Here is a 12,475-nt window from a genome sequence, read left to right as displayed (position 1 = left end):
GGTATTATTTACATTTTCAGTTAGATAATTTCGTCCTTGATAATAGGTAAACATAGCTTTGAAATGGAGGTACTATAATTCGAATGAATAATTTGGTTAACGAAATGGAACAAAAAACGGCTAGTTATAGTATTAACCCAGATCATTTTCGTATCGATATGTATATCTCATATGATAAAAGAGTAGTCATCATTGCTAAGAAAGATAACAATTTTACCGAATGGTTATCACTTGGAAGGATCAGCAATTACGATAACTACGTGGGAGAATGTATTAACTATCTTCTTAGAAATTCACCTTTACCTACGTCTACATCTCTATTCTGGCGTAACTTTGAAGATGTAACAGAGATGAAATATGATGAACTTTTTGTATTCTTTCAACATCTAAGTATCCGACAATCAAACGATTCTCATTTCTTAATGAATGGTGAGCAAATAGAAAAAGATGCTTCAGATGAATTTATTCAACAACAGTTGGTTCAAATTCATGAAAATTATTGTGAAACAACTAAATTAACTGAGCCTATTTCATTTGTAAGAGAACAATTACGGAGAGCAATAACGGAAATAAGGGTTATGGAGCAAGAATGTTCATTCCCCTGGGCATTAAACAAAGTTTCAGATCACGCAAACCAGAAGTTTGTAGAGTTGAAAAACAAATTTGTTTTTTCTCAAGATGAAGAAGTTAGGAAACTTTTATACGAGCTATATGAATTAAAAGCAATGATTTACAATCAATATATGACTGCCGTAAGATAACAACAATTACAGTCTCTTTTTTAAGTGCTACTAATATATCTAAATACATAATTGATTTCTTTCTGTGGAGCTTAGATAAAGACTCGAAACTAAATTGGACTTGTTATCCGGTTACAATCAACTTTCAAAAAATCCAAATCTAGGAGGCTAATGTAAATGACTACGAATAGTGCACTATTAATTATTGACGTACAAGTCGCTATGTTCGATGAATCTGATCCGGTGTTTCAAGGTGAAATCTTACTTTCTAAGCTCCAAAAATTAATTACGGATGCTAGAACAAAAGGAGTTCCTATCGTTTATATACAACATGAAGAAGGCCCAGGAACACCACTTGAGTATGGTAAACCGAGTTGGTTTATTCATCCTTCAATTGCACCAAATAAAGAGGATATCATCATTGAGAAGAAAACACCGGATTCATTTCATAAAACTACTCTTCAAGAACAGCTCGATTCTATAGGTGTTAATAAATTGATTATAACTGGTATTCAAACGGATATTTGTGTAGATACAACTTGTAGGAGGGCGTTTAGTCTTGGTTATGATGTAATTCTGGTTAAAGATGCTCATAGTACATGGAATTCTTCGGAGCTTACAGCTACTCAAATCATCAATCACCATAATAATGTATTACAGTGGTTTTCGAATCATAAAACAAGTGAGGATCAAGTATTTTGATCTACTATAGGCCTGTTAATAATTTACCAACCTTACATATAGGGAAATGAAGTGCTCGATATACTTTTCCGGATGACCTTAAGAAATGCTCTGATAACTTTACCTGACTTCGTTATAACGTTAACTACGAAAGGATGAAATTTTTTGATGGATTCTACTTCGGCTATGGGGATATTCTCAATACTTCCGATGATCATGATTATTTTTTATTTGGGAGCAACTGCATTAGGTATTTATTGTTTAATCTTATTTATCAAATTAGCTCATAGAGGAATTAAAGCACTTGATATATACATCCATGAGAAGACGAATAGAAGAATATAATATTGTAATTCGAATAAAAGATGATAAAGGAGAGAATCCAGAATGAATCTAGAAGTAACAGATTTTATTGAAGCGTTAAAAGAACCATGGCAAGTCGAACTGTCCACGAAATTGCGAGAGATTGTCCTTCAGGCTATACCTGATGTACAGGAACGGATTCAGTATAAGAAGCCGCATTTTCTGAAAAATGGGAAATACGCTGCCGCAATCTCGAATTCGAAAGATGCTGTTAGCTTTACGATCTTCAATACAACTGCTATGGATTTTGCAGAGGGAATGTTCGAGGGTCCTCCAGAACGAAAAACAAGAAAGCTACGCAAAGGCGATACATTTGATTCTGCTCAGCTAGTGTCATGGGTTAGCCAGGCATCAAGTTCACTTTAATCACTTTTGTATAAAAAAGACTAAGCCGTCCAGTATGGTTTGGTCTTTTTCGTATAACTACCGTTTAACTTATTTCCATTTGGTATATACTGGTTTAATATATATTGACATGATATATATCGCAATGATACATTAATCCTCGAAACAGGAATAAATTAACAGCATCTTCCTGAAGAAGTAAAATCTTAGGAAGTGAGGGAGGCAGCATAGTTGAACAGTCATGATGTCATTTTAGGTATGCTTATGAATAGCTCGTTATCAGGATATGAAATCAAACAAAAATTCGAGGATATTTTTTCGTATTTCTACAGCTCTAGTTATGGAACAATTTATCCAATGCTTCATCGTATGGAGAAGGAGGGCCTGTTAACTAAAGAAATTGTCATTCAGGATGGAAGACCTAACAAGAATGTGTATTCCATTACAGAGAAAGGAAAAGAACAATTTAACTCCTACTTATATAGTCCACTAGAGATGGATACGTTCAAGTCAGATTTTTTAATGAGGCTTTATTTTGGTCAGTTTGCCGGTAACGATAAGGTCATTGCATGGCTGAAGCAGGTGCAGCAGGAAGTAGAGCAACAACTAGAAGGATTAAGTGCGAAGTATATGCGGCATAAAGATGAAATGCAACCGGCACATAACATATGCATACAAATTGGAATTAAAGAATATACAGCTAAGCTGGAGGCCATTGCAGAAGGATTGGCAAGTTTTGAACAAATAGAAATGGAAAAGAGGGATTAGTGTGACCGCATCAAGTTCAAAGAATGGGCTCATCATTCTTGCTATGGCATTAGGGTTATTGATGTCATCATTGGACAACACGATTGTGGCATCTTGTATCAATAAAATAAGCGAGGATTTCAATATTTTTGATAAAGTAAGCTGGGTTTTCACGGCTTACGTGTTGGCTGCAACAAGCACAATGCTCGTATTTGGTAAAATGTCTGATTTGTTCGGACGAAAAATGTTCTATCTCATCGGGATTGGAATGTTTCTTATCGGCTCTGCATTATGTGGAATAGCTCAGAACGCGGATCAGCTTATTATGTTTCGCGTCATTCAAGGAATAGGCTCGGGGGCTTTATTTCCGATCAGCTTCACAATCATCTACACTATTTTCAAAGATCCGAAGGATGCTGCGAAAATGTCAGGCGTGTTTGGTGCCATCTTTGGTCTCTCATCTGTAGCTGGACCTCAATTAGGTAGCTTTATTGCAGAACATTTGGGCTGGAGATGGAATTTCTATATTAACGTTCCCATCGGACTCGCCTCCATGATCGTTTTAATCATTGCTTTGAAAGAGACTCGCTCAGAGCATAAGCCCAAAATCGATTATCTAGGCACGTTATTTCTCATCATAACAACGGTATCCTTAATGCTTGCACTTGAGTGGGGCGGTAAGAATTACGCTTGGAGCTCATGGCAGGTCATTGGTCTCTTCATCACCTCTGCAATTGTCGGTACTCTATTTATTCTTGTAGAACGCCGGGCCTCAGAACCTGTACTTCCACTAACGATATTTAAAAACAAAATGGTACTTGGAACTAGCATACTCTGCTTCTGTCAGGGCGTTATTATGTTCTCAGCGATTACGTACTTACCTAGCTTCACCGTTGGGGTATTAGGTCATGCTAACTCGAATAGCGTACTGACGCCGATGATGGCTTCATTAATTGTTGGAGCTATCCTGTTCGGATTTCTACAAACGAAATTTAGATTTAGAACATTAATGATTACGACGATGGTAATGACGATTATTGTGGGATATATGCTCTCGGTGGTGAGCACGGATGCCTCGAGTGGTTATATGATCATAATGATGATATTGCTTGGCGTCGGCGCTGTTGGTCCGCTAATGAGTGTTGCTCAGAGTGCTGTAGCAGCAAACGTAGATCCTAAATATATGGGGGTTAGTTCATCCATTGTAGGATTTTGGCGCAACATTGGCGGTATACTGGGCGCTTCCATCATGGCAACGATTGTGAATAATAACCTAAATCGATTAATCACAGATGGGGCAGCCAAGATGGGTATACCATTGGACAAAATCAGCACTTTAGCGAATCCCGAGCTACTCATGAGAGCAGGAGATAAAATTGATCCACAGATTCGTAAATTCCTTCAACAGGCGTTAGGGACAGCTATTAATCATGGTTTTATACTTAGTATTTGTGTTGGAAGTATAGGACTGATTACTGCCCTGTTTGTCGGATCGAGTAGGTTAACATCAAGCAAGAAACAAGATACGTCGGAAGTGAATATGTCAGCGAATAGTTGATCATTTAATATGCATTAATCTGCATATACGAGGCAATGAAAAGAGCTATGTCCTTAAAGGATGTAGCTCTCTTTTGATATGTCTCTATTGTTATATAATGAAAAACATCTATATTTTATCTGGCAATGACGGTTGACAAAAAAAATGTGCTCTGTCTAAAATGAGTACTAGGCCTTCTAATTGATAATGAATATCATTCTTAACTAGTGTAACATTATGCATATGTATTTTTCATAATTCATTTCACCAAGGTATACGAGACTGTATAGAAAGAGTTAGGAACGGATATGAAACTCAGATATTTGTGGTTAGCACTCATCGTATTTTCGATCACTTCTTTATTTATTGGGGTTAAGGATATTTCGCCACTGGATATCTTTCACTTAACCAAGGAACAGCAGCAGTTTCTATGGGTCAGCCGGATACCACGCCTTGTGAGCATTATCATTGCGGGAACGAGTATGAGTATCATCGGTCTTATTATGCAGCAGTTAACACGGAATAAATTTGTTTCGCCGACAACAGCAGGTACGATGGATTCAGCGAGATTCGGTATTCTTGTGTCGCTAATGATCTTTACGGACGCTTCGCCACTGCAAAAGATTCTTGTAGCTTTCATTTTTGCACTGCTCGGAACCTTCATCTTTATGAGAATTCTCAGTAAGGTGAAATACAAAGATACCATCTTCATTCCGTTAGTAGGATTAATGTTCGGGAACATTGTCAGTTCGATTACGACGTTTTTTGCCTATAAGAATGACTTAATCCAGAATATGTCTTCATGGCTACAGGGTGATTTCTCAACCGTTCTGAAGGGGCGATATGAGATGTTATACATCAGTATTCCGCTCCTCATCATCGCGTATCTGTTTGCGAATCGATTCACGATTGCAGGCATGGGAGAAGACTTCGCCGTTAACTTGGGTCTGAACTATAAGGCAGTTGTAAATATCGGATTGGTACTTGTTGCAGCAATATCGGCAGTGGTTCTATTGACCGTTGGCATGATTCCATTCCTTGGCTTAGTTGTTCCGAACTTTGTGACTCTGTATCAAGGGGATCATTTGAAAAAAAGCTTAACGCATACTGCGTTGCTCGGAGCCGTATTTGTACTGTTCTGTGACATCCTAGGACGACTCATTATTTTCCCATATGAAATATCGATTGGTCTTATGGTTGGCGTTCTTGGCAGTGCGATCTTTATTTACTTACTCATGAGAAGAAAGGCATACGCATCATGAAAAAAAAGCTGATTTTTCTCTCGCTTATCGCACTCGTTCTAATCGCAGTATTTCTGCTGATTCAGGCAGGGGGCAATTGGGACTATGTCCTTCCCAAAAGGGGCAAGAAAGTGCTGGCTATGATCATCACTGGCGGGGCAATTGCTTTCTCGACAGTCGTGTTTCAAACGATAACGAACAATCGTATACTGACTCCTAGCATTATGGGACTCGATTCACTGTATATGCTGTTTCAGACATTTATGGTTTACATATTTGGATCAGTCGGACTGACCATGATGGGCAAGAATATGAATTTTATATTATCCGTTGTCATGATGGCATTGTTCTCGCTAGTATTCTACAAAATTATGTTCAAACGGGAAGGAAAAAATATTTACTTTCTACTGCTGCTTGGATTGATCTTTGGTACCTTGTTCCAGAGCCTATCCTCCTTTATGGAGGTTTTGATCGATCCAAACGAGTTCCTGATCGTGCAAGATAAAATGTTTGCTAGCTTTAATAATGTAAATACGGATCTGCTGATTCTATCCATCATTCTGATCGGGGCAGTCACGGTGTATTTTAGAAGATATACCAAGTACTTGGATGTAATTGCTCTTGGAAAGGATCATGCCGTAAACCTTGGAGTGAACTACGATGTTGTAGTCAAACGAATGTTGATCGTGGTTGCCATCCTAATATCGATTTCTACCGCACTTGTCGGGCCGATCACGTTCTTAGGTCTGCTGGTCGCAAATGTCGCTTATCAGTTTCTCAAAACATATCGTCACGCTTTCCTGATTGTTGGCTCGATGATTATAAGTATCATTGCCTTGGTAGGTGGTCAGCTTCTGGTCGAACGAGTGTTTACGTTCTCAACAACACTAAGTGTAATCATTAATCTGGTAGGTGGTATTTACTTCATATACCTTCTATTAAAGGAGAGTAAAGCGTGATTGAGGTCAGAGGTGTTTCCAAACAGTATAGCGGCAAGAAGGTCGTGGATAATGTATCCGTCCGCATCGCCAAGGGAAAGATTACTTCTTTTATCGGTGCGAATGGTGCGGGGAAAAGTACACTCTTGTCCATGATCAGCCGCCTCATTAGCAAAGACGGTGGAAACATTCTAATTGAGGGAGAGCCCATCGATACATGTAAAAGTAGCGAGTTAGCGAAGAAAATATCTATTCTTAAACAATCCAATCATATTAATGTTCGTCTAACAATCAAAGAACTAGTCAGCTTTGGACGATTCCCATACTCCCAGGGGAAATTGAAGCCTGAAGACTGGGAGTATGTAAATGAAGCCATCCGTTATATGGAACTCGAGGAGATGCAAGATAAGTATTTGGATCAGCTAAGTGGAGGACAGCAGCAACGTGCATTTATCGCGATGGTCATTGCCCAGAATACCGATTATGTACTGCTTGACGAACCGCTGAACAATTTGGATATGAAACACTCCGTACAGATTATGAAGGTGCTTCGCCGGATGGTAGATGAGCTTGGTAAGACCGTTATTATTGTTATTCATGATATTAATTTCGCATCCGTATATTCGGACTATATTGTTGCTCTCAAAGATGGGAAAGTGGTCAGAGAAGGGGTTACGGAGAACATTATTGATAACTCTGTACTGAAGGAAGTCTACGACATGGATATACAAATCGAGACCATTAACGATAACAAGATTTGTGTATATTTTGCTTAACCACTCATTTGGGAAATTATATTGCTGACTACTTCCACCAGGCGCCGGTGAGATGTGATCATCACATAATTTTAATAGATATTTGCAGATTTCATTACTTAATGGCATTACAAAATAAATGTTGAGGTGATAACGTTGTTAAAAAGAAGAAATATGCTTATGCTGATCATGTCCGCTCTACTGGTCGTTGTACTAGCAGCTTGCGGTAACAATACGAAGACAGAAACGACGCAGGAAGCTTCAACAGACACAGTGAATGCAGCAGAATCTGAAGAGTTAACGATTAAACATAAGCTAGGCGAGACGAAAGTGAAGAAAAATCCACAGAAGGTTGTTGTGTTTGACTTTGGTATTCTAGATACTTTAGATAAATTAGGGGTTACCGTTACGGGTGTACCGCAGTCCAATATTCCTCCGTACCTTTCTAAATATGAAGATAAAGAAGCTTACAAGAATGTAGGTAGCTTGAAAGAACCAGATTTCGAGAAAATTAATGCCCTTAAGCCTGATTTAATTATTATTTCAGGAAGACAGTCGGAAGCTTATGAAGAACTTAGCAAGATCGCTCCTACGGTATTTTTGGGGGTAGATACAACTAAATTTATGGACTCTTTCAAGGAGAACATGAATACAGTTGGACAAATTTTCGGTAAAGAAGATCAAGTCAAGACAGAACTATCAAATATTGATCAATCCGTTAAAGAAATACATGATAAAGTCACTGCTACAGGTAAGAATGGACTAATCGTACTAGCAAACGAGGGTAAACTAAGTGCTTATGGTGCAGGTTCCCGCTTTGGTATCATCCATGATGTTCTTGGATTCGAACAGGCGGATACAAAAATTGAAGTGTCAACGCATGGTCAAAGTGTATCCTCTGAGTATGTAGCTGAGAAAAACCCAGACTATCTATTCGTAGTGGATCGTGGAGTTATCTCCGCAACAGATGGTAAAGAATCAACCTCGGCTAAACAAACCGTTGAGAATGAGCTTGTGAAGAACACGAAAGCTTTTAAAGAAGGTCATATCGTATATCTTGATCCAAATTACTGGTACCTCTCAGGTGGTGGACTGTTATCAGTTACGGAAATGGTCAAAGAAATCGGAGCAAGTATTAAATAAGTTAGATACAGTAGTGAAATAAAACTGTCCCATATAGCAGATAGTATTGCTTATAGGGCAGTTTTTTTCTATTTAAAAGGAATCACAATGACTTTGGAGCAGTTTCTACAAAGTGGATGGTATAATTCATACCAAATTGGAAGGTTACAGAATAATCATTACCTTATATGATCGTATCAGATATAGTAAGGGGGATATGAATGCTTATATACATGTTTGTTATTCTGGTGGCTGTCATCGGCGGTATTGGTACCTTGCTGGTCGGGATGTCACAAGAGAATAAGAAATCCAATCCAGACTATTATAAGAAAACCAAGGGGAATATCTCGAAGCTATTCATTTTTTATGTCGCTGCGATTCTAGTCTTCGTACTGATATGGATCATCATTTTATATGTCTGAAGCGGTAACAAGGTAAGCCAAAAAATCTGGGAAAGGATGAACATATTCTCCAGACTATTAGCTTGCCTTTTCTATATTTTATCGTTAAGTACTGTATTTAGAGCGTCTGCAAATTTAGCTATACCTGGAACTATATCTTCTTCTCTAGCTCTAGCAAACGTGAATCTTACATAGTCTGAATCCGATCCATACACGCTGCCTGGCACATAGATAACTCCTCTGCGTATGCATTCCTCTAAAAGACGACTTTCATTCACCTCAGGTTTAATTCGACACCATAGGTGTAAACCACCTTCCGGAATATCAAAGCTTACCATATCGCCTAGTTCTTTACGAAGACTCGTAACAAGTAGATCCCTTTTAGATTGAATACGCATACGTAATCGTTCCAAGTGAGGTTCGAATAAAGGAGAATTCAGAAACTGAGCAGCAACACGCTGTGGCACGACACTGAGTCCATAATCCATCTGTTGCCTTGCATCCGCGAGTCTCTCAATTACGGAACGTGGTGCAACCATCCAACCTACTCGGAGTCCAGAAGCTGCAATTTTAGACATCGAACCAATATATAGGACGGAGCCAAACGTATCTATGGATTTAAGTGGGGGTGTAGGAATCCCATTATACGTCGTAAGACTGAATGGATCATCTTCTACAATAGGCAAGCCCAGTTCACTGGACACGTTTAGAAGTTCAACTTGTCGCTCCGGAGATAGAACAACTCCTGATGGATTCTGATGATTGGGATTAATGAACACCATCTTTATCCGGTGCTTCTTATATAAAGTTCGAACATCCTCAGGATTAATACCTTGTCGATCTACTGGGAGTCGGAATAGACGGATACCCGCAGATTGAAACATCGGAAGAGAGTAATAGTACGATGGATCTTCAATAGCTACGGCGTCACCGGGAGCAAGAAGGCACTGTGTAATTAAATACAGTGACTGCTGTGACCCGGATGTGATTAAGATAGAGGATTCCGTTGTTGGTATATTTCTATAGGTATCTAAGTATGTAACAAGCGACTTACGTAAAGGGAGAAATCCTTGTGGATTATCGTAACCCAAATATTCAGTGTAATAATCTTGGCTCATCAGCTGATTGATCTCAGCTACAGGTGAAATATCAGCACCTAATTCGCCGCTTGCAAAATCAATTAGGGAGCGGTTCTGTTCAAGTGCTTCACGTATTCGTCTTAGAAAAGGAAGATTCGGTAAGAAATGCCCGCCTTCCACGTATCGGTGCCAATTGGGTGTATGCCTCGGAGTCAGGCCCCATTTATGCTTGCTTACCCGAGTCCCGCTTCCCGAGTGGCTTTCGATTACACCTAGAGAGCGTAGCTCTGCATAGGCAAGTACAATGGTACTGCGGTTGACGCCGAGCTTCTCAGCGAGTTTGCGTTCTGAGGGAAGCAGACTACTCGGAGGGAATTCACCGAATGAAATTCTTCGCTCTAAATGATCAGCAATTTGCTGATAGAGGGGCTGTTTACTTAAGCGATCTGGTTGCCACAATACATTCACCTACATTTTCGTCGTAAAATAAAAGGTTAGATTTAACACAGTATTTTTACTATAACATGATGATTGGCTGCTGAACACTAAACTGGGAAGATAACCATATCCTATATATTAAAAGGCTTTGTTAAGTTACTATAAATGATGATACATACATAGTTGGGAGAGTAATAACTACATATGAGTACAAAAAACATAGCAGCAGGCATGTTGTCTGCGTTAATGGCATGCACCGGTGGCGCAATATTAATTATAAATACGGCTGAGCGAATGGGATTAACTCAACCTCAGCTTATTTCGTGGTTGTTTATCGTCTATTTCGTTGGAGGTAGTTTAAATATCTGGCTATCCATACGTTATAAAATCCCTTTCGCTGGAGCTCATTCAATTACAGCGGCAGCATTCCTTAGTTCAGCGGCAGTTCATTTCTCATTACAGGAACTGGCAGGTAGTTTTATGATGGCGGGTGGTTTGATTGCGATCCTTGGATTATCGGGTATCTTTAATACATTACTTGAACTGATTCCTAAACCGTTAATCGATGCGATGCTAGCGGGCCTCATTCTACATTATGTGGTTCAAATCGTGCCTGCCTTTAAAGAAGCTCCATTTATTGGTGGACTCGCAATCATTGGATTCTTTCTGGTTCCTAAACTATCGAAGTCGATTCCCCCTTTAATGGGTGTACTGATATTAGGCGGCGTGGGGCTTTACTTCGGATATGATTTTACATCGATTTCATCCGTACCATTTAGCTGGCCTCATCTTGTTATACCTTCATTTACGATGAATGGTTTCTTGTCGATATCGATTCCTATCGCTGTATTAGTGTTAAGTAACGATCTTGCTGTCGCATTAGCCGCTTTGAAGAAGAATGGATATGAGCCGCCTGTAAATAAGACGATTGCTTTATCGGGTATAGGCACATCGATTGTAAGTCTATTCGGAGGACATGCCGTTAATATAGGGGGAATGATGACAGCCTTATGTAGCAGTGAGGAAGCGGGTTCAAAGGAAACCCGTTATCGTGCAGCCATTATTTCAGGTATTCTAGTTGCTCTGTTTGGATTCTTTGCATGGAAAGTTTCAATCATTATACAAGTGCTTCCCGCATTTTTTATTACTTTAATCACTGGGTTTTCACTTGTGAGTGTGTTACTGAATAGCCTGCAATCATCTTTCTCGGAGTCTTCCTATCGATATTCGATATTATTTGCCTTTGTCATCGCCATAGCAAATGTATCTTTTCTAGGAATATCCTCTGCCGTATGGTCTTTACTCGTTGGGGTTATTACAGCTAAGGTACTTGGTGAAGGTTCGAAGAGTGCGGATGCTACTGTTTCTAATGAGAAAATAGGTAAATCAGTTTGATGGGGGATAGGACGAATGTTTTGAAAATTAACATCAACAGAATTAAATTCGAAACGGATGTTGCATGGAGAAGGCGGGGATACTTAAAACAAGTCATGTAACAGTAAAAAAGTGGAAAGCGTATATTTTGCAACCTTATTTACCTTGCCTGCGTCAGTAGATTGTCGAAATGGCACAACAAACTTTAGGAGAGTGCACAACATGAAAAAAGGAACTTTTGTTCTTATACTAACAATGGTATTAACCCTGGTACTCAGCGCCTGCTCTAGCAACAAAGAAGCCAATATCGAATCGAAGGTACCGCCAAAAGAAATGGCAGATCAAATGCTTAAACAAGTGGAGCAACCTTCCTTATCCGAGATGGAACCTAGCTTGGTTCAGAAATTATATCATTTGGATCCAGCGTTGCTTGAGGATTATACAATTAGAACACCACTTATGAATGTGAAAACGAACGAAATCGCAATTCTAAAGGTTAAGAATAAGGATGACATTTCTAAAGTTGAAGCGGCTGTTAAGCAACGTGCGACTGACGTACAGAAGCAATTCGAAACATATTTGCCGGATCAGTATGAGAATGCAAAAAATTATAAATTAATAACGAAAGGGAATTATGTATTTTTCGTTATTTCTGATCGTGCTGATAAGCTTGTTACCATCTTCAACAGTTTCTTTGAGCAAAAATAACTAGCT

At 39.1% G+C, this 12,475-nt stretch carries 13 protein-coding genes; 12 read left to right on the top strand and 1 reads right to left on the bottom strand.

The genetic code is table 11. From position 1 onward, the window contains the following. Positions 1-83 precede the first annotated feature (83 nt). The 10 genes from JCM16418_RS06355 (at position 84) to JCM16418_RS06310 (ending at position 8,891) form a co-directional block, all read left to right on the top strand. Complete coding sequence (locus JCM16418_RS06355) at positions 84-761, top strand: hypothetical protein (RefSeq protein WP_036647027.1); 678 nt, start codon at positions 84-86, stop codon at positions 759-761. Between the two features lie 156 nt (positions 762-917). Then, on the top strand, positions 918-1,442 hold the full coding sequence (locus tag JCM16418_RS06350; protein WP_036647026.1) for a cysteine hydrolase family protein: 525 nt from the start codon (positions 918-920) through the stop codon (positions 1,440-1,442). 366 nt (positions 1,443-1,808) lie between these two features. Further along, the gene (locus tag JCM16418_RS06345; RefSeq protein WP_036647025.1) at positions 1,809-2,150 is read left to right on the top strand and encodes a DUF1801 domain-containing protein; all 342 of its coding nucleotides are present in this window, start codon (positions 1,809-1,811) and stop codon (positions 2,148-2,150) included. 210 nt (positions 2,151-2,360) lie between these two features. After that, a complete protein-coding gene (locus tag JCM16418_RS06340) occupies positions 2,361-2,897 on the top strand; it encodes a PadR family transcriptional regulator (protein WP_052020085.1) in 537 nt (178 codons plus the stop codon). Position 2,898: 1 nt separating this feature from the next. After that, positions 2,899-4,434 carry a DHA2 family efflux MFS transporter permease subunit gene (locus tag JCM16418_RS06335; RefSeq protein ID WP_036647024.1) on the top strand — a complete coding sequence of 512 codons (1,536 nt, stop codon included), beginning with the start codon at positions 2,899-2,901 and terminating at the stop codon, positions 4,432-4,434. 287 nt (positions 4,435-4,721) lie between these two features. After that, complete coding sequence (locus JCM16418_RS06330; protein ID WP_036647023.1) at positions 4,722-5,675, top strand: ABC transporter permease; 954 nt, start codon at positions 4,722-4,724, stop codon at positions 5,673-5,675. Then, entirely contained in the window at positions 5,672-6,613 is a 942-nt protein-coding gene (locus JCM16418_RS06325; RefSeq protein WP_036647022.1) for an iron chelate uptake ABC transporter family permease subunit, read from the top strand. Before JCM16418_RS06330 ends, JCM16418_RS06325 begins: the two co-directional genes overlap by 4 nt. Further along, positions 6,610-7,368 (top strand): iron ABC transporter ATP-binding protein, encoded by a 759-nt coding sequence (locus JCM16418_RS06320; RefSeq protein ID WP_036647021.1) that lies wholly within the window; start codon positions 6,610-6,612, stop codon positions 7,366-7,368. The genes JCM16418_RS06325 and JCM16418_RS06320 overlap by 4 nt, the downstream gene beginning before the upstream one ends. 153 nt (positions 7,369-7,521) lie before the next feature. Beyond that, positions 7,522-8,490, top strand: coding sequence for a siderophore ABC transporter substrate-binding protein (locus JCM16418_RS06315; protein WP_036647176.1), 969 nt, complete (start codon positions 7,522-7,524; stop codon positions 8,488-8,490). Positions 8,491-8,690: 200 nt separating this feature from the next. After that, positions 8,691-8,891, top strand: coding sequence for a hypothetical protein (locus tag JCM16418_RS06310; protein ID WP_036647020.1), 201 nt, complete (start codon positions 8,691-8,693; stop codon positions 8,889-8,891). A 71-nt stretch (positions 8,892-8,962) separates the two neighbouring features. Here JCM16418_RS06310 and pdxR read toward each other — a convergent pair whose 3' ends face one another. Continuing rightward, positions 8,963-10,408: a MocR-like pyridoxine biosynthesis transcription factor PdxR gene (pdxR, locus tag JCM16418_RS06305; RefSeq protein ID WP_036647019.1), complete on the bottom strand. Its 1,446-nt coding sequence runs from the start codon at positions 10,406-10,408 to the stop codon at positions 8,963-8,965. 183 nt (positions 10,409-10,591) lie between these two features. On the opposite strand from pdxR, the gene JCM16418_RS06300 reads away from it, so the two are divergent. Together JCM16418_RS06300 and JCM16418_RS06295 are read left to right on the top strand one after the other, a co-directional pair. Continuing rightward, positions 10,592-11,782 carry a benzoate/H(+) symporter BenE family transporter gene (locus JCM16418_RS06300; protein WP_081765335.1) on the top strand — a complete coding sequence of 397 codons (1,191 nt, stop codon included), beginning with the start codon at positions 10,592-10,594 and terminating at the stop codon, positions 11,780-11,782. A 201-nt stretch (positions 11,783-11,983) separates the two neighbouring features. Beyond that, positions 11,984-12,469, top strand: coding sequence for a DUF4358 domain-containing protein (locus JCM16418_RS06295; protein ID WP_036647018.1), 486 nt, complete (start codon positions 11,984-11,986; stop codon positions 12,467-12,469). Positions 12,470-12,475 lie beyond the last annotated feature (6 nt).

Source organism: Paenibacillus pini JCM 16418, from assembly GCF_000576305.1.
GTDB lineage: Bacteria > Bacillota > Bacilli > Paenibacillales > Paenibacillaceae > Paenibacillus_AQ > Paenibacillus_AQ pini.
The sequence above is the reverse complement of the archived record's forward strand: the minus strand, read 5'-3'. Positions and strand labels throughout refer to the sequence as shown.

Bases quoted from the DNA above. Each gene is read 5' to 3' on its own strand.
- JCM16418_RS06355 (WP_036647027.1), top strand. From the start codon at position 84: ATGAATAATTTGGTTAACGAAATGGAACAAAAAACGGCTAGTTATAGT.
- JCM16418_RS06350 (WP_036647026.1), top strand. From the start codon at position 918: ATGACTACGAATAGTGCACTATTAATTATTGACGTACAAGTCGCTATG.
- JCM16418_RS06345 (WP_036647025.1), top strand. From the start codon at position 1,809: ATGAATCTAGAAGTAACAGATTTTATTGAAGCGTTAAAAGAACCATGG.
- JCM16418_RS06330 (WP_036647023.1), top strand. From the start codon at position 4,722: ATGAAACTCAGATATTTGTGGTTAGCACTCATCGTATTTTCGATCACT.
- JCM16418_RS06325 (WP_036647022.1), top strand. From the start codon at position 5,672: ATGAAAAAAAAGCTGATTTTTCTCTCGCTTATCGCACTCGTTCTAATC.
- JCM16418_RS06315 (WP_036647176.1), top strand. From the start codon at position 7,522: ATGCTTATGCTGATCATGTCCGCTCTACTGGTCGTTGTACTAGCAGCT.
- JCM16418_RS06310 (WP_036647020.1), top strand. From the start codon at position 8,691: ATGCTTATATACATGTTTGTTATTCTGGTGGCTGTCATCGGCGGTATT.
- JCM16418_RS06300 (WP_081765335.1), top strand. From the start codon at position 10,592: ATGAGTACAAAAAACATAGCAGCAGGCATGTTGTCTGCGTTAATGGCA.
- JCM16418_RS06295 (WP_036647018.1), top strand. From the start codon at position 11,984: ATGAAAAAAGGAACTTTTGTTCTTATACTAACAATGGTATTAACCCTG.